Source organism: Candidatus Hydrogenedentota bacterium (assembly GCA_013359265.1).
GTDB lineage: Bacteria > Hydrogenedentota > Hydrogenedentia > Hydrogenedentales > SLHB01 > JABWCD01.
This window is the reverse complement of the sequence record JABWCD010000004.1, coordinates 39247-64106: the sequence shown is the minus strand read 5'-3', so window position 1 is coordinate 64106 and position 24860 is coordinate 39247. Positions and strand designations below refer to the sequence as shown.

The window sequence follows — 24860 nt, the reverse complement described above, 5'->3', positions numbered from 1 at the left end:
CCAGCCACAAGAAAAGGGATATTTTCGGGCGTGAACACTACATTTTGTATGGTTAAGCATTTACGCTTGTGCTACTTACCCGGATCGCGGAACCCCGAGCCGGGTTGTCCTGTAAGGGACTCCGGCTATTACATTTGTATCGCTTATGTCAATTAATATCTTGGCCCTGGCAGTAACCAGCCCCACGATACGATTGTACGGCCGCCTCCGTAGTGCTATTCTCTTTCCTGGCTTGGAATCGGGGGATTTCGGGCGCGCAAAGGTCGTATAGGGGGAAATCGCGTGCAAGAGCGGCAATTGCCCATCATCATTCAGGGCGGCATGGGTGCCGCCGTTTCGGATTGGCGCTTAGCTAAAGCAGTATCGAGCTTCGGCCAACTTGGTGTCGTCTCCGGGACGGCGATAGATCTGGTGCTTGCACGCAGGTTACAGCGCGGCGATTACGGAGGACACTGCCGCAGGGCGCTCGAGGCTTTCCCGTTTGGTGAAACCGCCGAGCGGATACTCAACACGTACTACGTGGTCGGGGGCATATCGGAAAACCAGCCCTTCAAGTCCGTGCCAATGCACACCTACGAAGGATCGCGGCGCGCGCAGGAGCTAGCCGTCGCCGCAAATTTCGTCGAGGTCTACCTCGCGCGCGAAGGGCACGGCAACGCGGTCGGAATCAACTACCTCGAAAAAATCCAACTCCCCCATTTGCCGTCGCTCTATGGCGCCATGCTCGCCGGCGTGGATTACGTCATCATGGGCGCAGGCATCCCGCTGGAGATACCCGGCGCGCTCGATGCCCTGTCGGAGAACCGGCCGGCGTCGTACCCCTTGCGCGTCACGGGAGCGAAACACGGGGAAGTATTTCGCCTGCACTTCGATCCGAGCGCGCTGTTCGAGGTACCCCTCCCGCAGCTCAAACGTCCAAACTTCCTGCCCATCATCGCGTCGGACACGCTCGCCGTAATGTTGACGCGCAAGGCGAATGGGCGCATCGACGGCTTCGTCATCGAAGGCCCGACAGCCGGCGGCCACAACGCGCCACCACGCGGCGCGCTTAAACTCACGGACGACGGCCAGCCCATCTATGGCGAACGCGACATCGTCAATTTGGAGACGATGCGCGAATTGGGATTGCCGTTTTGGCTCGCGGGCTCCTATGGCACAGCGCAACGCCTTCAGGAAGCCTTCAATCTCGGCGCGGCGGGCATACAAGTCGGAACGCCATTCGCCTTGTGCGCCGAATCCGGCCTCTGCACCAGCGTGCGACGCGCGCTTATGGCGAAGGCCGTCAAGGGTGCTGCGAGCGTATTCACCGATCCCTGCGCCTCTCCCGCCGGATTTCCGTTCAAGGTCGCCCAGTTGGAAGACACGCTTTCCGACAACGAGGTATATGAATCGCGCGAACGGCTCTGTGATTTGGGATATCTGCGCGAAGCGTACCGCAAGGACGACGGCACCGTTGGCTTCCGCTGCCCCGGCGAACCGGTGCACGCTTACGTCAAGAAAGGTGGCAAGCCCGAGGACGCGATTGGAAAGAAATGCCTGTGCAACGGGCTTTCGGCCGACATCGGACTTGGCCAGTACCGCGGCGATGGCACATACGAGCAACCGCTGGTGACGCTCGGCGACGATTACATAAACGCCGCCCGCTTCTGCCACAATGGCTCCACGGACTTCTCCGCCGCGGACGTCCTCGAAAAACTACTCTGCACTGTGAGGTATTGACGCCCGCCGCGCCGGTCGACACGCGCCCGCGCCGTTGAATATAGTCCTTCCGCGCGGCGCAATGGTGACGCCGCAATCCACCTCAACGACCGGAGTGCGTTCCATGTCCTTCGACGAAATCCAATATGACGTGGCCGATTGTATCGCAACCATCACACTCAACCGGCCAGACAAACTGAACGCATGGACGTTCAAGATGGAGGCAGAGTACAAGCGCGCGATGGCCGACGCTGAGCAGCGGGACGACGTGCGCGCAATCATCGTGACGGGAGCCGGCCGCGGGTTTTGCGCGGGCGCGGACATGAGCCTGCTGAACAGCGTGATGGGCGGCGACGTGGATACGTCCGACGTCGATGCCAACGCTCCATTGCCCGGAACAGGACCGGGCACTCCGGAGGATTTTCAAAAGCAATACTCGTTTCCCCCGGCCATCGGCAAACCGATCATCGCCGCAATCAACGGCCACGCAATGGGCATCGGCCTCGTCCACACCCTCTACTGCGATTTCCGCATCGCCGGCGACAAGGCAAAGTTCGGCACGGCGTTCGCCCAGCGAGGCCTGATCGCCGAGTACGGCATTGCCTGGCTCCTGCCGCGCATCGTCGGCATCGAAAACGCCATGGACCTGCTCTATACGGCGCGCATTATCGATGCGGACGAGGCGTTGCGCATGGGCCTGGTAAGCCGCGTCGTTCCGAACGACGATCTCCTCAACACAGCGCGCGCCTTCGCAGCGCAACTAGCTACACTGTCGTCCCCGCGCTCGCTCCGGGTCATGAAACGCCAAGTCTGGCACGCGCTCTTCAATCGCCTCGGCCCCAGCGTCGACCTCGCCATGACCGAAATGATGGAAAGCTTCGCCTCGGACGACTTCCGCGAGGGCGTCATGGCGTTTATGGAGAAGCGTCCGCCACAGTTCACGGGGAAGTAGAAGAAAAGGGCTGCCTTGACGATGTATATACATTGATATATACTGGCCCGATGAAGAAGCAGCGCGCAAGAGTTTTCCAGACTGGTGGAAGCCAGGCAATTCGATTGCCGAAGGAATACCGCTTCAAAGAATCCGAGGTCCTCATCCATCGCGAAGGGCGAAAAGTGATCATTGAACCCGTCGACGAGTGGCCGGAGGAGTTTCTGAAATGTCTTGGGGCGTGGCACGAGGACATCCCGCGACCAAAACAGCAGAAACTGACTGACGTTCGCAATCCCCTCGAGTGATGTTGGGGTACTTACTGGATACGGACACGGTCAGCTTCGCGCTGCGAATTCGAGGTCTCATCACGGATCGACTCGTCCGCCTTTCTCCGTCTCAAATTCACTTAAGTTCTTTGACGCTTGCCGAACTACGGTATGGGGCCGAAAAGAAAGGCTCGAAGAAACTGGACGGCATCATCGATAGCTTTATCAAAACCGTGACCGTATTACCTTTCGACGCTTCCGCGGCTACTCGTTACGGCGTAATAGCGGCAATTCTCGCCAAACGAGGTGAACCCATCGGAGTAATAGACACGCTGATCGCCGCGCACGCCATCGCTACCGGGTTGACGCTGGTGACCAACAATACAAAGCACTTCGCTCGCGTACCGGGTCTACGGTTGGAGAATTGGCGGTAAAAGTGGTCCGGCTGAAGGCCGGCATACTGTACTGACCCCTGTTCATCCTAGTCTTTTGGAAGGTCGCTCTGCGCAAAGCCCCAGACTTCAACCTCGACGTAGTGGTTGAGTTCATCGGTTGTGTTGCCTTTTGAATAACACCGAACATACCGGCCAACGGTTCCGCCACAATCGATAAGCCGTCCTTCGTAACCTTCGATGTACTCCTTGTCTTTGCCAATTCCGAGGCCGGATGAATTGTCGTAGTCGTTGTTGTAGGCCGTGTGCACATTCGCAGTGAAATCGGCGTCGTCGGCCGTGCGCACGACCACGTCAAAATAGACCCGTTCACCCATATGAAAGTGCCACAAGACGACCGCGCAGATTTTGCAGGGCGTTCCAAGATCAATCTGAATCCACTGTGTGCCCGGGACCAGCTCAACGACGTTCTCCTGTTCCTATCCCTTTTCGCCGTCGGTCAACATCTCAAGCGCACCCAACCTCGGACCCGAATCGCTGCTGGTACGTTGCCTCCTCGATTGCCCATTTCAACAGTGTATACGGCGGACTGCGGAAAAAGTTACGGCAGGGGGACAGAGGTTTTTGCGCGATCTCCCGCCGGAAGTTCGCGGGCAGCGGTGGCCGGCGGGTTCCGCGATCTATTGCGTGTTCGTCACCAAACGCTGTACGTTCGATTCTCGATGTGCCTTGATCGAGGTTTCCGGCATTTGCGTGCTACTTCGGGGCCATCCGCAGCGCACCGTCCAACCGTATCGTCTCGCCGTTCAGCATGGGCAGTTCGATGATCTGCTTCGCCAACTGCGCAAACTCCGCCGGCTGGCCCAAACGGTTCGGGAACGGCACCGACTCTCCCAACGACTTCTTTGCCTCGTCCGGCAACATCGCCATGAGCGGCGTGTCGAACAATCCCGGCGCAATGGTGACGCAACGAATGCCGAGCTTGGACAAGTCACGCGCCGCCGGCAACGTCATGCCCACAATCGCCGCCTTCGACGCGGCGTACGCGATCTGCCCGATCTGTCCGTCGTAGGCCGCGACCGACGCGGTGTTGATGAGCACCCCGCGTTCGCCGCCCTCGTTTGGTTCATTCTGCGCCATGACGGTCGCCGCAAACCGCATCACATTAAACGTGCCGATAAGATTAATATCGATCACAGTCTTGAATACGTCGAGCGGGTGCGGTCCCATCTTGCTCACAATCCGCATCGCCATGCCCACGCCCGCGCAACTGACCGCCCCGTGCAATCCGCCGAACGTTTCCACGGCGGCTGTGATCGCCGCATGGACTTGGTCCTCGTTGGTGACGTCCGTCTGCACGAACTTCGCGCTCGCGCCAAGCTCACCCGCGACTCGACTACCGTGCTCGGCATTCATGTCCGCAATGACGACCTTGCCGCCGCTCTGCGCGATGATCCGCGCGGTCGCCTCGCCCAGTCCCGATGCTCCCCCACTGACTACAAATCCCTTGCCCGCAATTTCCATGACTCTACACTCCACCGCGTTTCGTTTGCGCTACAACTGGACCGGCGCACCACGCCTGTCCCCCTCGCCGCTAATGCTAGTCGTGCCCGTATAGACAGTCAAACGCGATAGGGAATTTGCGCAAAACGAAGCATGCCGGGTACACTTCATCTGCTCATCGAAAAACGGAGACACCTCATCTAACCCAACGCGCTTTCCTTGCTATTGACCAGTTCGCGGGAGAAGTGTGCCCAGTCGGCCACCAGACAATTCCGCGGGCGGGTCGCGCGGCGGCAACACACCGCGCATCAATGCGAGGAAAACCGATGAGCACCCCAGTCCGTCCCCAGCCCAAGTCGAACCGTAAATCAACTTCAAACCCCGCGACGGAAGCGTGGGAACACGCGCTCGACACCTTTCGCGCGTGGGTCGGCCCGGTACGCAACCGCGCACTCGAGACAGCGCGCCAGCGCTACTTCGCGTTCTGCCAGACGCGGCGCGACGCAGCCGACTTTCCGGAAGTCGCGCCGATGATCGCTTTCGGCTTCCTCACCCGCTGCGCGTTCGCGGACGCCGAGCGGAAAACCGACATGTACGGCCGGAGGTAGCGCACGAAGCGGACATAGGGCGGCGGGGAGACGTATTCGCCGAAGCGCTCTAGCGTAGGTGAACCGGCCTCGCCGCCCCGAACAAGCATTCAGGCGCACACAATGGAATGGATCGATTCGCGCGGATCGTCCGAAATGCGAATGCGCTCAACGTGTCCTGCGCGGTCGGGATCGAACATCCACACTTCGTTTTGCACCCCGACCGCCATACGGTCATCGTTCAATCGACACAACCCGCGCGTGTAACCGCCAAACATCTTGATAATCGGTTGCACACATCCACTCTGGGGCTCGATAGCGACGACTTGGCGCCCCCCTGTGTCACAATGAAGCAGCCTGCCGTCCGGCAACGCGACGATGTTATGGGCCGGGACAGGCGCCTCAGCATTACGATGAATCAATTCCACTCCCCCGCTCGCACCCAATTTAACCAGCGCGGATTCGCAATGACCGTTCACGCGAATCTGCCCAAGCGAGATAATCAGATCGCCTGCATCGGTGAACGCAAAACTATTGAGATGCAACCGGTCCGTTTGCGACTTCTCATGCGTCCGCGGATCGCGCAAATCATCTACTGTAACTTCACGCTTTCGCGGCACGCCAAACGCCTCTTCCACAAAACCCATCCCCCACGGGTCGACGATGTCCCGCACATTCCCATCAAGATCAAACTGCACCAAACAATCGTTTCGCGTCGAGGCCACCCACAACCGTCCATCGTGCAACGCAATATCGTGTATGTCCGCGCACCACGGATGCGAAGTAACACCCTTCAGGTTCCACGCCCGGTCGTAGCGAAACACCGAGTCGAAGTTCGCCACGAACGTGGCGCCGTCCCCAACGGCGACTCCCCGCGCACCGCGCATGCCACCTCGGGGATTGGAGTCGAATCTGCGTAGCGCGGCGTCCTGCACGTTCGGCGCAGCGCCGACAGCGTAATTGCAGTCCGACAGCGTGTATACCGAGGACGACGGCTCGCTCGGGTTTGCGCCACGCTTTATTGTCGAAACGAGAAGCTTCACGCTCGATCTCGAAGCGCCACGTACTCTCGCGCTATCAAAGGCACGGAACATACGCGAAACATGACTCCACCCGGCGCAGTAAACTCGAAGGATTCCACCTCCGGATCGGCCGTAACTTCAAGGCCATAGTTGATCAATCGTTCCGCAAGCTCCTTTATATTCCGCGTTACGAGGGTCATCACGAGATTAGGCGAGCTAACTGCTTCTACATCGTCCGAGTACTCAACCAATAGCTGACTTTGATAATTGAACGTATAGTAAACGGTCCGGGGACGCCGTACGCGATGGACCACACAACCGAGGACTTCCGTAAAGAACCGGTTGCATTTGCGGCGCAATTTAGCGTTCAAACGAAGTTTGTAAGGGGGGTACATGCCAAGGTTGAGAGGAACTTCACCCCACTTGTCGCGCACCTTGGGCCGCGAGTTCTGCTCCGATTCCTGCAATATCTCATCCATTGTCTTGCCAGGTGGTATAGGCTCGTCGCACTTGCCTGCCGGAAGAATTCTAATAGTCACTTCGTCCCCGGGTTGGAGGTCCGAACTCAAATAATCCCGATGTAAACTTGACGCACTATATCCCTCAACATCCTCAAGACGAGAAACGTGAAAACGCAAATGCCGCTCCTGGAAATCCGGATTTCTCTGCCGGTTGATCGCGAGCGCATCGGGGCTACAGTGGAAGTAGTTAACATCTGCAAAGAGCATACCCGGCACGTCCAAGTCCGCCGTGCACTTTCGCTCTCCGTTCAGAAACACCTCGAAACGCATCGTTCTTCTCCCGTGCTGCGATTCGCATGATAGCACGCCGTGTGCTTCCCCACTTTGCACGCGGCATCGATTATCCGGCATGATCGGGACGCACACCAATTACTACGGAGCCAGCCATGCCAAACCGAGCGGTGTCCCGCAGAACGTTTCTGGCCCATGCGACGATGACAGGCACCAGCCTCACCATCCTAACCATGCTTGGTCAGCGTGCCGGCGCACAGACAAAAAGCGCATTCCCAAAGGCCATCATCTGGGGCATGCTGCCGGAGGCGCTGTCCGACGAAGACAAAATCAAACTTGCCAAAGCGTGCGGCTTCGACGGTATCGAAATGCCGCCCTTGCCCCCGGACGACCACGCGAAGGAATTGGCCGGTCTCGCCAAAAAACACGGCATCAAAATGCACTCCGTCATTTACGGCGGTTGGAGCGCGCCGATGTCCCACCCCGACCCGGCGAAAGTCGACCAGGGCAAGGCAGAGATTGAGAACGCGTTGCAGCTCGCGAAGATTCTCGGTGCGGACAATATTCTCCTCGTGCCTGCCGTCGTGAACGAAGAAGTTCGCTACATCGAAGCCTACGAACGCTCGCAAAAAAACATCAGGACGTTGCTTCCCCTTGCGAAGGAATTGAATATCGTTATCGCCATCGAGGAAGTCTGGAATGAATTCCTCCTCAGCCCCATCGAATTCGCAAAGTATATCGATGAATTCAACGACGCCATCGTCCGCGCCTACTTCGACGTCGGCAACATCGTCGCCTTCGGTTATCCGCAGGACTGGATTCGTACGCTGGGCAAACGCATCGTCAAGGTCCACTTGAAGGACTTCAAGAAGAAAGAGCGCGAGTGGGTCAACCTCGGCGACGGCAGCGTAAACTGGCCGGAGGTGCGCAAGGCGTTCGGTGAGGTCGGTTTCAAAGACTTCTGCACCGCCGAACTCGCGAGCGGCGACGAGGCATACCACAAAGACCTCTCGGGCCGAATAGATCGATTACTCGCGTAAACTCGCCGCCGCATCCGCATTCGTGCGATGATGCTGCGGCGGCCCGAACCGGCCGCGCGATGTTTGGAGTCGTACTTCCCTTCTTTCGGGCAATGGGCAACTCGCAATGTGCGGCATTCTCGGCTATGTGGGCCATAGATTAGACAATGCGGCGCTCAACCGCGCCATTCAATCCATGCGCCACCGCGGGCCCGACGGCTCGGGTTCGTTTCGAGACGACGCCGCCGGTGTCGGCCTGGGCCACGCCCGCCTGTCCATCATTGACCTCGGAACGGGCGCGCAACCCCTCTTCTCCGAAGACCACGACATCGCCCTCGTGTGCAACGGCGAAATCTACGACTTCGAACGCATTCGCAATGACTTGAGCGCAAAAGGGCACACCTTTCGCACGGGAAGCGATTCCGAAGTCATCATCCACTTGTATCAGGAGTATGGCGATGCGTTCGTGGAACACTTGCGTGGCGAGTTTGCATTCCTCCTATACGACTCCGCCGGCCAGAAGCTCGTCGCGGTCCGCGACCGGTTCGGAATTAAACCTCTCTTTTTTCACGCGACCACGGGGAACTATCTCTTCGCGTCGGAAGCGAAAGCAATCTTCGCGACCGGCGTCGTAAAGCCGCGCATCGACGTGCTCGCCATTCGGGACTATTTCTGTGGCGTCATACCCGATTCGATCTTCGAGGGGATTGCCATAGTTCCGCCCGGTTGTATGATGACGGTCGATCTCAAAACGAAGTCTCATCGGATTGAACCGTACTGGGACCTCTATCTTCCTCGCGACGCCGAACTCGTCTCCGAGCGTTCGGTCCCAGAACATGCAGCCGCGGTCCGCACTGCGTTCGACGAGGCCGTGCGTCTGCGCCTGCGCGCGGACGTGCCGGTCGGCGTGTACCTCAGCGGGGGAATCGACTCCGCGATCGTCGCCGCCACGGCGGCCAGGCATTTCCCGGGAAGAGTCAAGGTTTTCAACATCGAATTTCCCGGCGACCACGCATGGAACGAGTATCAGGTCGCGAAGAACATGGCGGAGAAAATTGGCGCGGAGTTCCATTCGGTACGCTGCGATTCGGATACGCTCCTCCAAAACATGGTGGATTGCCTCTGGATTACGGAGCTTCCCTTCGCGAATTTTCACGGCGTGGGCAAGTACCTGTTGTCGCGCCTCGCGCGCGAACACGTTACGGTCGTCTTGACCGGCGAAGGATCGGACGAGTTATTCCTCGGCTACGTCTGCTTTCAGGAAAACAAGGGCGGCATGTCACACCACATCGCCGATCGCCTCAAAAGGCAGCCGGTCCGCTCCGCGCGCAAGCTGCAATACGTCATCGATGCTCTTGGCTTTATGCCGATGCCCGAACACAGTGAAACGCTTGCCCCTGCGCGGCTGCGGTTTCTCGCCAGAATGTTCGGCCGCGGCGTCCGCTCGAGACTTTCCGAGACCCACCCCGTGGACATGCTCAAGCGGCGCATCGACCGTAAACAGACAGACGGCAACAGCCACGCGCGCCAGGTGCAGTACTACTGGATAAAATCCATGTTGGCGCCATATCTATTGTGCATGCTCGGAGACCGTGCGGAGATGGGCCATTCCATTGAGGGGCGCACGCCATTCCTCGATCACCACCTCTTCGAGTTGACGCGGACAATTCCCGACGGCGTGAAAATTCACGATGGAATCGAGAAGCACGTCCTTCGCGAAGCGTTTCGCGACGATCTCACCAACGAACTGTATCATCGGGCAAAATGGCCGTACTCCGCGCCGCCAATGCGAATTCAAATGGGTCAGAACCCAATCCTCGACGCGCTGTTAAACAAATACTTGTCGAAGAAGTCGATTGAACTCGCCGGGATTTTTAGCTATACCGCGGTGCGCAGTATGCTTGCGATCGCACGGTGGTTGCCGTTCGAAGTCGAGGTCGTGCGCAACACCCATTCGGCGCTGCTGCTCATACTTACCGTGCAGATACTCGACGACCTGTTTGTCCAGAATTTCGAGGCATCCTATGAAACGTACCGGCGATCAGTCACACTCCCGGAACTCGAACCCGCACATGCATAGCATCTCGCGCAGATCGTTTCTTGGCGGCGCCATCGCCGCGGCCGCTGCAACGAACATTGCTGGCGGACAAGCCCCCACCCCTCCGAACATTGTATTTATTCTCGCGGACGACATCGGCTCCGGTGACTTGGGATGCTACGGCGCGGCAAAGGTGAAGACACCAAACCTGGACCGCATCGCGCACGAAGGCGTGAAATGCACCGACGCCCACTCCCCCGCCGCCGTGTGCACGCCGACGCGATACGGTTTCATCACCGGGCAGTACGCGTGGCGCAACCCGATGGGCGATCACATCCTCAGCGGTGTCGCGCCGCTGGCCGTGCCCACAAAGATGCCGACCATCGCATCGGTACTAAAGAACGCGGGCTACGCAACCGGCATCGTCGGTAAATGGCATCTGGGATTCGGCACCGAAACAGACCCCGTCGACTACAACAAGGAAGTTGCTCCCGGCCCGCTCGACATCGGATTCGACTACGCATTCGTGATTCCCGCTACGGGCGATCGCGTGCCCTGCGTATACGTCGAGAACCGGCGTGTCGCGGGTCTTGATCCCACCGATCCGATTCGAGTCAGCTACGGCGAGAAAATCGGTAACGATCCTACCGGACTCGACCATCCCGAACTGCTGAAAATCAAGGCCGACAAAAGCCACTCGCAAACCATCGTGAACGGCGTCAGCCGCATCGGCTACATGTCAGGCGGCAACGGCGCACGCTGGGTGGACGAAGACATGGCTGATACGATCACCGGCAAGGCCGTATCGTTTATCGAGCGCAACAAGGCCAAATCATTCTTCCTGTACTTCGCGACACACGACATTCACGAGCCGATGGTCCCGCACCCGCGGTTCCGCGGCACGAGCGAATGCGGGTGGCGTGGTGATGTAATCCACCAATTGGACTGGAGCGTCGGTCAAATCCTCGATACGCTCGACCGCCTCGGCCTCGCCGAAAATACACTCGTCGTCTTTTCCAGCGATAACGGCGGCGCGATAAAGGACACCTATGACGACGGCACCAATGCGTTGCACGCGCTCCAACCACCAAACGGCGCGTTGCGCGGGCAGAAGGGCGAGTTGTACGAAGGCGGGCATCGCGTGCCGTTTTTGGCCCGCTGGCCGGGACACATCAAACCCGAGTCGACGTCATCGGCAACCTTCGCCCTCGTCGACATGATTGCGACTTTTTCCGCCGTGGCCGGGCGCACGCTCCCACGGAACGCAGGCCCAGACAGCTTCAATGTGCTGCCCGCTCTCCTCGACGATCCGGCTGCCAACGCCGTACGCGATCATCTGGTAATGCAGTCGAACGCATCCCACACGCTTGCGATTCGCAAGGGGCCGTGGAAACTCATCGTCCATCGTCCGCCCAAAGCACCGGACAAACCGTCATTTGTATTGTTCAATCTGGATGACGACCCGTCTGAGTCGAACGATTTGGCGAAGATCAATCCAGAGAAAGTGTCCGAGTTAAACACATTATTGGAATCCATCAAAGCCAACGGCCACAGCCGGCCATCGTACTCAGGTTAGGACTCGGGGGAAGAATTCGTGGACAAAATCACACGCCGATCCTTTGTCGCACAGACCGCCGCGGGAGCGGCCACCGCCAGTGCCATCGCCCACGCACGGCCAGCGGAGCGACGCCCCAACGTCCTCTGGATTACCTGCGAAGACATGTCGCCCCATCTCGGCTGCTACGGTGATAGCTACGCCAATACGCCCAACCTCGACGCATTCGCGCGCGAAGGCCTTCGCTACACGCATGCGTTTTCCGTCTCCGGCGTGTGCGCTCCCAGCCGCTCGTGTCTCATCACCGGCATGTACCCCACCACCCTCGGCACCTGTCACATGCGATGCGACAACACGCCGCCGGACCATGTGCGATGTTTCCCGGCATACTTGCGCCGTGCGGGATATTACTGCACGAACAACGTCAAGACGGACTACAACTTCGCCGTGCCACGGGATGCGTGGGACGCAAACAGCAAAGATGCGCACTGGCGAAATCGGAAAGACCCGGACCAACCGTTCTTCGCGGTGTTTAACTCCACCGTCACGCACGAATCGCAGATCGGCAATCTGAACAGCATCCCGAAAGCGCTCGAAGCACGCATCCCAGGCGGCCTGCACGATCCCGCAAAGGCCGCGCTTCCCCCCTTCTATCCCGACACCGAACTCATCCGAAAACACTGGGCCCACATGTACGACTGCGTCTCCGCGATGGATGTGTGGGCGGGCGATCTATTGACGCAACTCAAAGAAGACGGCCTGGCCGAAAACACCGTCGTCTTCTTCTTCGGCGATCACGGCGACGGCATCCCGCGCGCAAAGCGGTGGATGTATGACTCGGGACTTCGCGTGCCGCTACTCGTGCGCTGGCCCAAACACCTCAGGCCGGAAACCACCACAGACCGCTTGGTCAGCTTCGTCGACTTCGCGCCAACCGTGCTGTCTCTTGCCGGCGTCAATCAGCCGGAACACATGCAAGGCAGCGCCTTCCTCGGCAAGCACGAAGGAAAGCCACGCAAGTACATCTACGCTGCGCGCGACCGCATGGACGAACGCTACGATATCATTCGCGCCGTGCGCGACAAGCGGTATAAGTACATTCGAAACTACGAACCCACCAAACCCTACGACCAATATCTCTCCTACTGCGAGAGCTGGCCGATCATGCAGGAATTGCGGCGCGTTGAGGCCGCGAACGGCCTTGACGAAAACCAGAAACTGTTCTTTCGCGATACCAAACCCGTCGAGGAGTTTTTCGACACCGAAAACGATCCATACGAACTTCACAACCTCGCAGACGACCCGACGCATGCGAGGAAACTTTCCGAACTGCGCAAAGCTATGGATGCTTGGCTCGACGAGGAAAGCGATCTGGGACTCGTCCCCGAATCGGAACTGCACCGCTTTCTGCCCGCGGCACAGCCAGACCTACGCGACAACAACCATCCCGAATACGACACACCGAACGGCGTGATCGTCTCTGTTTTCGGGAGCGAGTTGAACGACTACATTCACGATCTCAACGGTCCGAAGAAACTGCTACGCTATCGCGCCATTGCGTCCATCGCGATTGCCGGCCCCACTGCGGCGAACACGTTGCTCGCCGCGCTCACGGACTCGGACGTATGCGTCGCCTACTGGGCCGCCCTCGGGTTGGCGAATCTGCGAACGGCAAACGCCGCAACGCTCGACGCGTTAACCGCCGCGCTGGACCACGACTCCGTCACCGTGCGTGTCGCTGCGGCTCGCGCGCTCGCGGAACTTGGAGCGCCCGATCGGGCGATCCCGGTCGCACTGCGCGCCATGGACGAACCGAACGTATTTGTGCGCCTCGCCGCATGCCAGGTACTCGAGCGCATCGATCCCAAAACGGACACGATGCTCGCCGCATTACGTGCCGCTTCGGAAAACCCGGAAGACCCGCGCAACTACCCGTCGCGCGTCGCCCGTCACGCACTTGGGTTACCCGCTGTGCGGCGTTGATGCGCGATGCCGCACAGACAGACGTCGTGACGAAGAAGAACGTGTTCTTCCGCGCCGAAGGAAGGAAACGGCATATGGACTGTGGGCGAGACCCAAGAGGGCGACACTTCCTTACATGCGCCACCGTCATGAAGGGCGGACACGACGCGTGCATTCGGTTCTAGGTCAGTTCAAGCTTGGATGCGCCGCTCGGGGAGAGGACATTCCCCGGTTACGCGGGCCCGGCTCGCAGTCAATGCGTAGTCCCTCGACGCGAAATCGGCTACAGTCCCGTTACCTTCCCCCTGTTCTCGACCGGGTTACGAGCAAGGCAAGCGGTACGGACAGACTTGAACCGCCTTAGCGGTACTGGCGTCCGTCCGGAATAGGCGGCTCGATCTGCGGCGGCGGCGGCGTGTAATTGGCGTCCATGCACGCGCGCATCTTCTCCACCACATCCGGGTGGTCGGCAGATACATCGCGCGATTCGCCAATATCGGACTTCAAATCGTACAATTCCAACTTCGCGTCCCGCTTCGGTAAGACGAGTTTCCACTCGTCCATGCGCACGGCCCGGCTGCCGGAATCCAAATCCCAATACATGAACTCGCGCTTTTCCTGCACGCCACCGCGCCTCGCACCCAGCAATGCTGGCGCAACGGAAATCCCGTCAATATCGCTCGGCGGCAGGGAACGATCGCCTGCCAACTCGGCGAAGGTCGGCATGATGTCGGCGAAATGTATGGGCAAATCGTTGTCGACACCGGCAGTAATGGTTCCCGTCCACCGCGCTATGGCTGGTACCCGGATTCCGCCTTCGTAGAGCTCGTATTTGCGGCCACGCAATGGCCCGCTCGCCTCAAAGAACTCCCCATTCGTCATCGAGTAGGAATCGGGGCCGTTGTCCGACGTAAACAGTACAAGCGTATCGTCGCGCAGTTTCAACTCGTCGAGAAGCCCCACCAGCTTGCCAACGCTCTTGTCCAGATGCGATATCATCGCCGCCATCGTCGCCTTGGGTTCCTTCGGGAAGGCGTATCCCTCGCGCCAGCGGAACTCCGGCCGTTGTTCGTCGAATTTTCCTGCGTACTCCTTCAACGACGATTTTGGCACCGCCCACTCATGGTGTGGAATGGTGGACGAGACGAAACAGAAGAATGGCCCCTCGCGCGATTCGCGAATGAAGTCGAGCGCGCGATCGAGAATCACATCCGGCGTGTATTGTTCGCGCTTGCCGTCAACGTTGCCCGGCAAAGCAAACCGAGCATCGTTGTGCCAGAGGTAGTCCGTATAATAGAAATGCGCGTGCTTCTGGTGCAGATATCCGAAGAACTCGTCGAATCCTTGCTTGTTCGGGACCCCGGGCGTATCCGCATCGCCAAGCCCCCACTTTCCGAACAGCCCCGTTCGATACCCTGCGCGCTTCAACACTTCCGCGACGGTAACGTCCTCGTCGCGCAACGATATGCCGCCGCTATTCCCGCGCACGGGCGTATGCCCGGAGTGGTAGCCCGTCATTAACACGCTGCGCGACGGGGCGCACTGCGAGCACCCCGCGTACGCTTGCGTAAACCGCATTCCATCTTGGGCGAGTTGATCGATGTGCGGCGTGCGAATGTGCTTCTGCCCGTAGCAGCCGAGGTGTCCATACCCCAGGTCGTCTGCCAAGATAAGCACGATGTTCGGGGGCTTTGCCTCCGCGGGCGACGCATATCCCCGTGTCGATGCCAATGTCGCGGCGCTCGCCCCCAGTCGGCCCAAAAAAGAACGCCGTGTAATCATCGAGAATGCGCTCCTTCTGTAACCGCCGCTAGACGGAGCCCGCCGGCGATTGCGGTGATCTGTACGCGCGACGCGCTGACAATGCAAGCCACGTCAGGGCGGCGATGCAGAACATAAAGACGATCGCGTTGGGCGTTCGTCCCGTCCATTTTTCCCACGGCCACGGAAACCGGAAGAATGCGTAATTCAACAGGAAGTAAACCCACGCGCAGAACAGCAACGCACCACGGGCGAATTCGGACGCATTTCGATTGCGGTTGAATGCGCGTCCATACCATGCCACCGCCACAATCGCCAATGCCATCGGAACGATTACGTACAGAAGCCACCCGCTGACGATGGATATCGCTCCTTCCTCGTATCCGAGATTGCGCAGCGTCTTGCCCGCAATGGGCATCAGCGTAACGGGAAATATCGCAAAGTATGGCCACAGACGCCCGCCCGCGATTGCCATCAGCGGTATCACACCCATAACGAGTCCGAGGTCATAGACAGTTCCGATTAACTCTATCGGAATCCAGAATTCCGATAGTACGAGCAATGCACAGTGGACGATAAGCAATGTCCACTCCCACGGCAGCGTCATCCACTCGTCGCGATCGTACTCGATTAGCCGAATTCGATTTCGGTGCAGCCACGTTCCAAACCCGAGCATCGCGCCCATGACCAGACCAAACGTCGTCTCCATGAAGTTCCAATAATTCAGAATCGGCCAAATTCCTTCCTTCATCGACTCGGCGTTCCACGCGTGATAAGCCTGAATGCATTGTCCCAACGGGAACCCCAGCGCGCCACCCAAAACGCCCCACAACCCCAGGCGCCACCCCATTCCGTCCTTTCGCAGCACGCGCGTATAAAACATGACAAAGAGGAAGGCGAACCAGATTCCGCCCCACGCTTCGTATCGCGGTTCGGGATCGGCCTTGTTCGGGTACCAGTCCCACGTCGCGGAAAAATACAGCGCGGGCAAGCGTTTGCTTTCCGGGTCGAACGGCGAATTCAGGAGCCATACACCCGCCCAGTACGCAGCGAGGCTCAACAACATTGCGACAAGCATTTCGATCGCCGTGTAGCGCGTGCCGCCGAGTCCCATCCCAAGAAAAAGTCCGCAGAACCCAATCCACACGCTGCCCTTAATTGCGAGACCAATCATTCCCCACGTAAACGCGGACCAATTGCCGATCAACTCGGGATTCTGCGTCAGGCCAACCGTCTGCCCGTACGTCTCCGTGCCGCCAAACCCCATCGCGATCGTTCCAAGCGCAACCGCGCGCGCAACGTCCAGCGCTCGCGCATTGCGGCACAATGTCAGTGCAATTACGAGACACACGAGAACGCCGGCGATCATCGCGCCGGTTTCGTGTCCATACTGGCCGCGTATCCCCCACCCCATCCCGCCGGCAAGCGACGCACAGACCACCGTCGGCCACCACGGTATGCCCGTACTTTGCTTACCCGCGATTTCGCTAGTGTTCACCCGATGCCCTCCCGACCTCTTCATGCAATCCTACTGATTCATTTCATCTGAGATTCCGCAAGGGCGTCGTACCGCGCCGTCTCGATGAGCCACGCGTCTCTGCGCTCGTTGAGACGTGGCAGTACCTTTCCTCCCGATCCATCTCGTCTTGATCGACCACCGCCCCGACTCCCGATGTCTTCACCCTTTTGAAATTTCAACCTGAAATTTGAGATTCCTCCTCCCACGGCGCCGCCCGATGCACAATCAAATGCAGACCGTATGAACCACTAGACCGGATTACCCCCCTCGTATTCAATATCCCACCGATCCAGGACACGATCAAGGCACAACCACATCGTCCTGCAGATGCACTGGCATTGCTCCTTTGGCCAGTGGCCGCGACAAGCGAGCATTGGTATGATTGACGAATCAGTTGCGAACTGAGTTAGGGGGATTTCTCATGGCCCGCATCGCCACGACCTTAATTGCCGCATTACTTTTTGCAGACGCTAACGCATTCGCGCAATGGCCTGCGTCCGTCAAAAACGTTGTCGTGTTCAAGGAAACCGAAAAGTTCGCCGGCTGGCCCGCAAACAACGGCATGTGGGCCTGGGGTAATGAAATGGTCGTCGGGTTCGTCGTGGGTACATTCGACAACGACAAGATTGGCGGCCACCCCATCAAGCCCCCGCAGACGCAACGCCAGGCGCGTACGCTCGACGGCGGCGAATCGTGGACTATCGAGAAGCCGTCGTTCCTCAACGACGATGAGAAGGAAACCGAGCCGACTGCATTACACGAAGCGATTGATTTCACGCATCCGGACTTCGCCTTCAAGTTCCGATCGCAGAACGCCGCTTTCTACTTCAGCACGGACCGCTGCAAGACATGGAACGGGCCCTTCTCCTTTCCCACCTTTGACCGGCCCGGCCTGCTCGCGCGCACCGACTACATCGTGAACGGTAAACACGACATGTTTGTGTTCCTCACGTCGCCGAAAGACGATGGCAAGGAGGGGTGGCCCTATTGCGCGCGCACGCGCGATGGCGGCCTTACATGGCAGCACGTCGGATGGATTGGCAAACAGCCGCCCGTGAACACGTACGGCTACGCGATTATGCCGTCCACCGTCCGCCTCGCAAGCGGCGCATTCCTCTCCATCATCCGCCACGGCGGACAATTCGATGGGAAAAAATCGTGGTGGCTCGACGCCTACCTCTCGCCGGACGAGGGCAAGTCGTGGTACCTGCTCGACAAACCCAAAATCGACAACGCGGGAAATCCCGCCAGCCTCATCCGGCTTGCCGACGGCCGGCTCGCGCTGATCTACGGCTGGCGCCACGCCCCCTACGGTGTCCGCGCAATCCTCTCCAGCGACGAAGGCCAAACCTGGAGCAACGAAATCATCGTGCGCCACGACGGCGCCCGCTGGGACCTCGGCTATCCACGCAGCGCCCAACGCCCTGACGGAAAAATTGTCACCTGCACCTACTACAACGACGCCACCGCAAAGGAACGCTACATCGCCGCGACCATCTGGGACCCGGCAATGCAGGAAGAGTGATGGCGCACGCATTCACTATTCGGTTATGAGCACCTCCCGCGCTCGACGCGCGATTCCATGGCCATAATCTCACGAGGTGTGCAAGTATGGCGAGTCATGTTCGAACGGAATGGGAGCAAAGATTGGACGTGCAAACAATCGGTCGCAGAGCATTTCTTACACATAGTGCGCTCACCACACTGGGCGTGGGCATGCTCGGCTGCGCGCACCGCAACGTTCCGGATCGCGGAGGCGACAATGCCAAGCAGCGCGTCCGCGTACACGTCGCGAACAAGAATCATCCACTCGTTGCCCGCACCGCCGCGATTCTGAAGGACCGCATCGAGCAGCGCTCTTCGGCCCACGTAATCGAGTCAACCGGCGATCCGGGTCTCATCCTGACGGTTGATGACGCACTATCCGCTGAGTCATTTCGCATCGATGCCCACGATACCGCGATCCGCGTCTGCGGCGGATCGCCATCGGGCCTGCTGTACGGCGTCGGAAAATTTCTGCGCACGTCAGAGTATGCGGGCGGAGAGTTCAATGCGTCCGCATGGCGCGGGACTTCCTCGCCCCGTGGTTCGCTTCGCGGCATGTATTTCGCCTCGCACTTCCACAATTGGTACCACCAGGCGTCTCCGCCTGAAATCGCGCGTTACATGGAAGACTTGGCGCTGTGGGGCGTGAATGCCGTCAAGGTAATCTTCCCGATGATCAACCTGCACGACTGGGACGATCCCCAGGCCGCCTCCGCGATGGAAATGCTGCGCACGTACGCGAAAACCGCCCACGAGTTGGGCATCCAGTTCGCCACCGGCGTAAACAACACCATGTTCATCGGCGCCCCGAAAGAAATCCGCGCGACGCCCCTGCCGGACCCCACACGCCGCCGCGGCAACAGCGGACATCCAATTTGCCCAAGCGTTCCGGAAGGCCATGCGTACCTCATGCGCAACGCGCGTCGTTTGTACGAGGAACTCTCGGACGTCGGACTTGACATCGTCGTGTTCTGGCCCTACGACGAGGGCGGGTGCGCGTGCGCGAAGTGCGCGCCGTGGGGATCGAACGGCTATCTCAATATCTCGCGCGACTTCGCGGAACTCGGCCGCAATTATTTCCCCAATCTAAAATCGGTCCTCAGCACATGGATGTTCGATACGCCGCCCGAAGGCGAATGGCAAGGTCTGGCGGACAGTCTCGCCAAAGGAAACGAATGGCTCGATTACATCCTCGCCGATTCTCACGAAGACTTCCCGCGCTATCCGCTGGACCACGGCGTGCCCGGCAACCTGCCCCTGCTCAACTTCCCCGAGATCAGTATGTGGGGCAACTCGCCGTGGGGAGGCGTCGGCGCCAATCCGCTGCCTTCGCGCTATCAACGTCTGTGGGACCAGGTAAAGGACGTGGTCCAAGGCGGGTTCCCGTACAGCGAGGGCATCTACGAAGACATGAACAAGGCCGTCGTCGCGCAATTCTATTGGGACCCCGATCGGACCTCGCGCGACACATTGGCGGAATACATCGCGTACGAATTCGGTCCGGGCGTAACCGAAGATGTGCAGGTCATCGTCGCGGATTTAGAACTCGCCGCGAGCGCGTCGTATCAAAAGAAGCCGGTCGACACGGCCGCCGTGCTGCGAGCCGCACAGCTCGCGGAAAACGTGCACGGCCGTCTGCCCGATTGGGCCAAACGCAACTGGCGCTGGGAAATCCTCCACCTCCGCACAATCCTCGATCGCGAACGGTTCGCAGGCGGCGGCCTCGAATCTCCCGCCGCGGACGCCGCGATGCTGCGGCTGGTCGAGCTTTACCACTGCGAGATTGAAACCGACGATCCGTATCACCACCGTGTGCGCCCACCCTTGAAACGCGCCGTCGATCGCCAGGGAAGACGCTAAACGAAGGAGGACCCTCGAACCGTGAGAATGAGACTTGCCCGCGCACTACTGCTCGCAAGCGCCACGACGGGCCTGTTCGCCGCGCACGCCGCCACGCCACGCCCCGAGCCGCCAGCACGCGATCCCCACACGCCGGGATACGTCGAGGCAACCGAACTGCCCGACGGCGCGGTCCCTCCCGTCAATGCAAATGGCAATTTCATCATCGGCCCCACGCACAATCCCGCGCCGGAGATGATCGTCCGCGACGATGTTCCACACGGCACGATTCACGAACTCGTCATGCGATCGACCGACAGCAAAATCTATCCCGGCATCGCGCGCGACAAAGATACCTTCGGCGCGCCCGATCCCGACAACCCCGCGAAGCTCATCGTCACCACGAGCCGCCCCGCGCCGTACACGCGCAAAGTCGCCGTATACGTCCCGCAACAATACGTGTTGGGCGCCGAAGCGCCGTTCATCATCGGTGCGGACGGCCCCGATCCGCTTTTGTTTACCGCGCTCGACAATCTAATCGCGCAAGCGCGCGTCCCGGTCATGATCGCCATCTCGATTGGCAACGGCAGTGGCGACGCCCAAGGCAGCCAACGCGGCCTCGAATACGACACCATGTCCGGCAACTACGCGGAATTCGTCGAGACCGAAGTGTTGCCGCTTGTCGAAGCCAGGTGCAATGTGATACTCACGAAAGACCCCAACGGCCGCGCCACGATGGGCTGCAGTTCCGGCGGCGCCTGCGCTATGATCATGGCCTGGTACCGGCCCGATCTATACCGCCGCGTGCTCTCGTTCTCCGGCACCTTCGTGAATCAGCAATGGCCGTACAACCCCGACACGCCACACGGCGCATGGGGCTTCCACGAAACCATCATCCCGAACAGCCCCGTCAAACCGCTCCGCATTTGGATGCACGTCGGCGACAAGGACCTGCTCAATCCCAACATCATGCGCGACGATATGCACGACTGGGTCCTCGCCAACGAACGCATGGCCAAAGCCCTCGCCGGCAAAGGGTACGCGTACCAGTTCACCTTCGCCCGCAACGCCAGACATTGCGAGCGTAGTGTAAAAGAGCAACTGCTCCCTCAAGCGCTCGAGTATGTTTGGCAGGGGTACCCATTGACCAAACCGTAGGGCGCCATGCACCGGCAACGCGCACGTCCCGACCCTATGTGGCTGTATAACTACAATGTAGTTGTGAACGGGCGCCCGCTTGCCAAAATGCTCGCGCGCTCGTACGATCGGATGGAAACTCCGGCTATACTGTTCATTAACCTCGGGGAGCCTTTTGGATCATGTCAACCAGTCGGCGCCAGTTTATCGCCGGAACGCTGACTGCCGCTGCTCTCGGCTCGTTCGCCCCGGGCCGTGCGGCAAATACCAAGCCTCGCATCAAGATCGGCGCGTGTGACTGGTCCATAGGTATGACGGCAAACCCGGCGGCGCTTGATATAGCCAAGACGATTGGCCTCGACGGGGTGCAAGTAAGTCTTGGAAACCTGGCCAACGACATGCACCTTCGCCGCACCGAAATGCAGGACCAATACAAAGCCGCAGTCGCGACGACGGGCATCGAAGTGTTGTCGCTTGCCATCGGCGAACTAAACAACATTCCATACAAAAGCGATCCGCGCACGATCGCCTGGGTCAGCGACAGCATCGACGTTTGCGGGGCGCTGGGTTGCCGCGTGGTGCTGCTCGCGTTCTTTCACCACGGCGACCTTCGCAATGACCCCGCCGGCACGGACGAAACCGTGCGGCGCCTTAGGGACGTCGCTCCCAAAGCCGAGAAGAAGGGCGTCGTCCTCGGCATCGAAAGTTGGCTCAGCGCCGAAGACCATATGCGCATCATTGACCGCGTCGGCTCGCCGTCGGTCAAGGTCTATTACGACGTCGCCAACTCGACCGAGCGTGGCTACGACATCGACAAGGAAATCCGTTGGCTTGGCAAACAAGGGCAAATATGCGAGTTCCACATGAAGGAAGACGGCTCGCTGCTCGGCGAGGGTCGCGTCGATTTCGCCAAAGTCCGCGCCGCGATTGACGACATCGGTTACTCGGGCCCGGTGCAAATTGAAGGCGCCGTCCCGCCCGGCGGCGACGTCATCGAGAGCTACATCGCGAATCGCAAGTATCTGCAACGCACCTTCGCGCCGGCCGAAACGTCAACGAATTGACGGTCGATCCTCTTGCATTGGAATCTCGCTGCTTGAATACTACTACTGATTGGCGCGGAGGGTATGCAGATGCGCATTCGAATCGTATTGCTTTGCTGCCTGGTTTCGGCCGGTTGCGCCACCAACGACAATGCACGATCGGCGGAGGTTGTTCGCCTGCGGTTTGTACCGGGATCGCCGCCAACGAACGGGCTTGAATCCTCGCGCGGGGCCGTATGGACCTCGTTCTCCGAGTGGCCCGGTTCCAGGGGCGAAACCATCATGCTCATGGGTTCGGCCGCCATCGGGGACAAGTTTCCGGTTGCCCACCGCAACGGCCCCGGTCTGTTTGAGATATTGCTGAAGGATGGCGACGACAGTCACGTCGTTCTCGACATCATCTCGAGAATGGAAACCACGTCCATCGATCTGCGAAGGGACGACTCCGCCAAGGTGCTGGTTGCCGGAACGGAATATACGATTTCCTATCCGTCGCAGGAAGTAGCGGCAAGCGAGGGCAAATCGACTACCAACAAAGCCACGATTTTTGTAGCGACGCCCAAACCGAAACAGTCCCCCGCATAACCCGTCCTACTTTCCGGCGAAGTCGCGATATTCCCGGCGCTCCGACTCGAACGCCCGCGACGTACAGTACACTTTCACTTCCTTTGGTTGCAGGCGGACGATGATCTCGCCGCCCGAAACGCGGTGGGTTTCGTCTCCGTAGAGCAGCATCACGTCGCGTCCGTCTATTGCACTTAAGCCCGAGATTTCGACGCCCATCCGCGCGACACCGTCTTCGTTCACGATCGCGATAAGCCAGTCCTCGCCGGATCGCCGCACAATCATGTGAACACCCAGGCCGGTTCGCTCGTCGGTCAGTTCGATCAGTTCGAGTTTCACACCGGCTTCGTCCTGCGCGACCAGGAAGGAGTTGAGCGCGGCCAATTCCGATACCAGCGAATAAATCGACCAACGGCACGCATCGGATTTCAGATAGTGCGAGCCCCAGTACATAATGCCTCGCGCACCGTGAGCAATAACGTCGTATGCCATGAACCGCGATTCGGCAAATGCCGGGTACGCGTTGCCGCGGTCGGCATACTCCGCGCCGAGTTCGTCCCACGAAAACGCCTGCAGCACCATCCACACCGGTTTGCCCTTGGCAATCTGCATCCAACGGTCTGTCGCGCTGCCCATGCGTTCGATATTCCGATCCGATGTCTTCACCGGATAGATATCGCAGCCCACGACATCGATGAACGGCAGGTACTGCCGCACAAATCTTGCATCGCTGCGGAGCGCCTCGTTCATCCACACGGGCCTGCGCTTTCCGTCAATCGAACGGATCAACTCGGCGGAGGCGCGCATATTCGGAATAATCCTTGCCGCTTCGGACTCGGAGTATTCGATTGCGCGCGGCGTCTGCTCCCACCATTCATTGGCGTTTTCGTATACCCCCATCGACTTGTGCAGGCCGCTGAATGCGGTAAAGTTCCAGACCACCTCGTCCGGGCCCTCCCACACCGCGAGCGCCGGGTGGTCCACCAGTTCGGCAACCTGCCTGCGCAACTCATCAGTCACGCCGGTGTGCAGCGGAAGCGGAACCCAGCCCAGCATGCCCACCGCCTCGACCCGATCCAGGTCCGCCCGTGAACCACAGCGGATGATGTTGGCGCTGGCGTCAGCCATCGCGCGCAGGCCCGCATCGTCCCCCGGCAGTTCGTAGAAACCAATCGGGAACAGGGCCTTCCCATCTTTTACGAGGAATCCGCCGAAATCCGAGTCAGCGGACGCCGCAACGGAAATCAACACCCCCACAAGCGAGACGAAGAAAGTAATACGATGACGCATAAGCCCCCTTACGCGGGTTCCACCCGGTCGCCGGACATTAGCGTAATACCCTTCAATCCGGCAAGTATAGATAGGGGGTGGCGGCGGAGAAAACTATTGACAAAACGCCGCGCCGTTGGTAATCTATTGACAAGCTCGGCGGGCCAATGCTGCGCCGTGCGATGGCACTCGACTTGGTTGAACCGCCTTAGGAGGTCGTTCTGGTATGAAGCACATTAGGCAAATCTCGAAGCAAACTCCCCGTAGCGCGGCCGTCTGGCAGGATGTCCTATGCACGGTTGCAGCAACGGTGGTGGGCCTACTCACGGTCAAGGGCGGCGGCATTCCCCTGCTCACGTGGGTTGACGACAAGTGCCAACCGAGCACCTTGCTCGAGTCGTAAATCCGTACGAGTTCGTTCGACGCCCTTGACACCGCAGGCATGCGCTTGTGGT

General features: G+C 59.4%; 22 protein-coding genes. 15 read left to right on the top strand and 7 right to left on the bottom strand.

All coding sequences use genetic code 11. The annotated features are described in order from the left end of the window. The first annotated feature begins 321 nt into the window (after positions 1-321). The 4 genes from HUU46_04055 (at position 322) to HUU46_04040 (ending at position 3332) form a co-directional block, all read left to right on the top strand. Positions 322-1719, top strand: a complete 1398-nt coding sequence (locus HUU46_04055; GenBank protein NUM52797.1) for a nitronate monooxygenase — start codon at positions 322-324, stop codon at positions 1717-1719. Positions 1720-1822: 103 nt separating this feature from the next. Next, the gene (locus HUU46_04050; protein ID NUM52796.1) at positions 1823-2650 is read left to right on the top strand and encodes an enoyl-CoA hydratase; all 828 of its coding nucleotides are present in this window, start codon (positions 1823-1825) and stop codon (positions 2648-2650) included. Between the two features lie 50 nt (positions 2651-2700). Continuing rightward, on the top strand, positions 2701-2937 hold the full coding sequence (locus tag HUU46_04045; protein ID NUM52795.1) for an AbrB/MazE/SpoVT family DNA-binding domain-containing protein: 237 nt from the start codon (positions 2701-2703) through the stop codon (positions 2935-2937). Further along, positions 2937-3332: a PIN domain-containing protein gene (locus HUU46_04040; protein ID NUM52794.1), complete on the top strand. Its 396-nt coding sequence runs from the start codon at positions 2937-2939 to the stop codon at positions 3330-3332. Before HUU46_04045 ends, HUU46_04040 begins: the two co-directional genes overlap by 1 nt. 47 nt (positions 3333-3379) lie before the next feature. On the opposite strand, the gene HUU46_04035 is transcribed toward HUU46_04040, so the two are convergent. Next, the gene (locus tag HUU46_04035; protein NUM52793.1) at positions 3380-3667 is read right to left on the bottom strand and encodes a hypothetical protein; all 288 of its coding nucleotides are present in this window, start codon (positions 3665-3667) and stop codon (positions 3380-3382) included. Between the two features lie 379 nt (positions 3668-4046). After that, positions 4047-4814, bottom strand: a complete 768-nt coding sequence (locus HUU46_04030; GenBank protein ID NUM52792.1) for a 3-hydroxyacyl-CoA dehydrogenase — start codon at positions 4812-4814, stop codon at positions 4047-4049. A gap of 305 nt (positions 4815-5119) precedes the next feature. Between HUU46_04030 and HUU46_04025 the strand changes: the two genes are divergently transcribed. Continuing rightward, positions 5120-5401 (top strand): hypothetical protein, encoded by a 282-nt coding sequence (locus tag HUU46_04025; GenBank protein ID NUM52791.1) that lies wholly within the window; start codon positions 5120-5122, stop codon positions 5399-5401. 89 nt (positions 5402-5490) lie between these two features. Here the strand turns inward: HUU46_04025 and HUU46_04020 are convergent, their stop codons facing one another. Beyond that, on the bottom strand, positions 5491-6423 hold the full coding sequence (locus HUU46_04020) for a hypothetical protein (GenBank protein NUM52790.1): 933 nt from the start codon (positions 6421-6423) through the stop codon (positions 5491-5493). Next, the gene (locus tag HUU46_04015) at positions 6420-7193 is read right to left on the bottom strand and encodes a VOC family protein (protein NUM52789.1); all 774 of its coding nucleotides are present in this window, start codon (positions 7191-7193) and stop codon (positions 6420-6422) included. Before HUU46_04015 ends, HUU46_04020 begins: the two co-directional genes overlap by 4 nt. Before the next feature lie 116 nt (positions 7194-7309). Between HUU46_04015 and HUU46_04010 the strand changes: the two genes are divergently transcribed. From HUU46_04010 to HUU46_03995, 4 genes are all read left to right on the top strand, one after another. After that, positions 7310-8194 (top strand): sugar phosphate isomerase/epimerase, encoded by an 885-nt coding sequence (locus HUU46_04010; protein NUM52788.1) that lies wholly within the window; start codon positions 7310-7312, stop codon positions 8192-8194. 106 nt (positions 8195-8300) lie between these two features. Continuing rightward, entirely contained in the window at positions 8301-10253 is a 1953-nt protein-coding gene (gene asnB, locus HUU46_04005; GenBank protein ID NUM52787.1) for an asparagine synthase (glutamine-hydrolyzing), read from the top strand. Then, entirely contained in the window at positions 10246-11787 is a 1542-nt protein-coding gene (locus tag HUU46_04000) for an arylsulfatase (GenBank protein NUM52786.1), read from the top strand. Before asnB ends, HUU46_04000 begins: the two co-directional genes overlap by 8 nt. Positions 11788-11805: 18 nt before the next feature. Beyond that, positions 11806-13749, top strand: coding sequence for a sulfatase (locus tag HUU46_03995; GenBank protein ID NUM52785.1), 1944 nt, complete (start codon positions 11806-11808; stop codon positions 13747-13749). 339 nt (positions 13750-14088) lie between these two features. Here the strand turns inward: HUU46_03995 and HUU46_03990 are convergent, their stop codons facing one another. Both HUU46_03990 and HUU46_03985 read right to left on the bottom strand, forming a co-directional pair. Further along, positions 14089-15459, bottom strand: a complete 1371-nt coding sequence (locus HUU46_03990) for an arylsulfatase (GenBank protein NUM52784.1) — start codon at positions 15457-15459, stop codon at positions 14089-14091. Between the two features lie 79 nt (positions 15460-15538). Beyond that, on the bottom strand, positions 15539-16987 hold the full coding sequence (locus HUU46_03985; GenBank protein ID NUM52783.1) for a hypothetical protein: 1449 nt from the start codon (positions 16985-16987) through the stop codon (positions 15539-15541). Positions 16988-17429: 442 nt separating this feature from the next. Here HUU46_03985 and HUU46_03980 point away from each other — a divergent pair, with 442 nt between their 5' ends. From HUU46_03980 to HUU46_03960, 5 genes are all read left to right on the top strand, one after another. Next, positions 17430-18533: an exo-alpha-sialidase gene (locus HUU46_03980; GenBank protein NUM52782.1), complete on the top strand. Its 1104-nt coding sequence runs from the start codon at positions 17430-17432 to the stop codon at positions 18531-18533. A 128-nt stretch (positions 18534-18661) separates the two neighbouring features. Further along, the gene (locus HUU46_03975) at positions 18662-20413 is read left to right on the top strand and encodes a hypothetical protein (protein NUM52781.1); all 1752 of its coding nucleotides are present in this window, start codon (positions 18662-18664) and stop codon (positions 20411-20413) included. A 27-nt stretch (positions 20414-20440) separates the two neighbouring features. After that, complete coding sequence (locus tag HUU46_03970; GenBank protein NUM52780.1) at positions 20441-21550, top strand: esterase family protein; 1110 nt, start codon at positions 20441-20443, stop codon at positions 21548-21550. Between the two features lie 161 nt (positions 21551-21711). Further along, positions 21712-22593 (top strand): sugar phosphate isomerase/epimerase, encoded by an 882-nt coding sequence (locus HUU46_03965; protein ID NUM52779.1) that lies wholly within the window; start codon positions 21712-21714, stop codon positions 22591-22593. Positions 22594-22662: 69 nt separating this feature from the next. Further along, on the top strand, positions 22663-23157 hold the full coding sequence (locus tag HUU46_03960) for a hypothetical protein (protein NUM52778.1): 495 nt from the start codon (positions 22663-22665) through the stop codon (positions 23155-23157). A 6-nt stretch (positions 23158-23163) separates the two neighbouring features. Here HUU46_03960 and HUU46_03955 read toward each other — a convergent pair whose 3' ends face one another. Then, positions 23164-24426, bottom strand: coding sequence for a hypothetical protein (locus tag HUU46_03955; protein ID NUM52777.1), 1263 nt, complete (start codon positions 24424-24426; stop codon positions 23164-23166). 205 nt (positions 24427-24631) lie between these two features. Here HUU46_03955 and HUU46_03950 point away from each other — a divergent pair, with 205 nt between their 5' ends. Continuing rightward, positions 24632-24808 carry a hypothetical protein gene (locus HUU46_03950; protein ID NUM52776.1) on the top strand — a complete coding sequence of 59 codons (177 nt, stop codon included), beginning with the start codon at positions 24632-24634 and terminating at the stop codon, positions 24806-24808. The last annotated feature ends 52 nt before the right edge of the window (positions 24809-24860 follow it).

Excerpts from the sequence above, each read along its gene's own strand:
- HUU46_03965 (NUM52779.1), top strand. The coding sequence starts at position 21,712 with ATGTCAACCAGTCGGCGCCAGTTTATCGCCGGAACGCTGACTGCCGCT.
- HUU46_04045 (NUM52795.1), top strand. The coding sequence starts at position 2,701 with ATGAAGAAGCAGCGCGCAAGAGTTTTCCAGACTGGTGGAAGCCAGGCA.
- HUU46_04035 (NUM52793.1), bottom strand. The coding sequence starts at position 3,667 with ATGGGTGAACGGGTCTATTTTGACGTGGTCGTGCGCACGGCCGACGAC.
- HUU46_03960 (NUM52778.1), top strand. The coding sequence starts at position 22,663 with ATGCGCATTCGAATCGTATTGCTTTGCTGCCTGGTTTCGGCCGGTTGC.
- HUU46_04030 (NUM52792.1), bottom strand. The coding sequence starts at position 4,814 with ATGGAAATTGCGGGCAAGGGATTTGTAGTCAGTGGGGGAGCATCGGGA.
- HUU46_03970 (NUM52780.1), top strand. The coding sequence starts at position 20,441 with ATGAGACTTGCCCGCGCACTACTGCTCGCAAGCGCCACGACGGGCCTG.
- HUU46_04055 (NUM52797.1), top strand. The coding sequence starts at position 322 with ATGGGTGCCGCCGTTTCGGATTGGCGCTTAGCTAAAGCAGTATCGAGC.
- asnB (NUM52787.1), top strand. The coding sequence starts at position 8,301 with ATGTGCGGCATTCTCGGCTATGTGGGCCATAGATTAGACAATGCGGCG.
- HUU46_04050 (NUM52796.1), top strand. The coding sequence starts at position 1,823 with ATGTCCTTCGACGAAATCCAATATGACGTGGCCGATTGTATCGCAACC.
- HUU46_04000 (NUM52786.1), top strand. The coding sequence starts at position 10,246 with ATGCATAGCATCTCGCGCAGATCGTTTCTTGGCGGCGCCATCGCCGCG.
- HUU46_04010 (NUM52788.1), top strand. The coding sequence starts at position 7,310 with ATGCCAAACCGAGCGGTGTCCCGCAGAACGTTTCTGGCCCATGCGACG.
- HUU46_03980 (NUM52782.1), top strand. The coding sequence starts at position 17,430 with ATGGCCCGCATCGCCACGACCTTAATTGCCGCATTACTTTTTGCAGAC.
- HUU46_04015 (NUM52789.1), bottom strand. The coding sequence starts at position 7,193 with ATGCGTTTCGAGGTGTTTCTGAACGGAGAGCGAAAGTGCACGGCGGAC.
- HUU46_03950 (NUM52776.1), top strand. The coding sequence starts at position 24,632 with ATGAAGCACATTAGGCAAATCTCGAAGCAAACTCCCCGTAGCGCGGCC.
- HUU46_04040 (NUM52794.1), top strand. The coding sequence starts at position 2,937 with ATGTTGGGGTACTTACTGGATACGGACACGGTCAGCTTCGCGCTGCGA.
- HUU46_04025 (NUM52791.1), top strand. The coding sequence starts at position 5,120 with ATGAGCACCCCAGTCCGTCCCCAGCCCAAGTCGAACCGTAAATCAACT.
- HUU46_03955 (NUM52777.1), bottom strand. The coding sequence starts at position 24,426 with ATGCGTCATCGTATTACTTTCTTCGTCTCGCTTGTGGGGGTGTTGATT.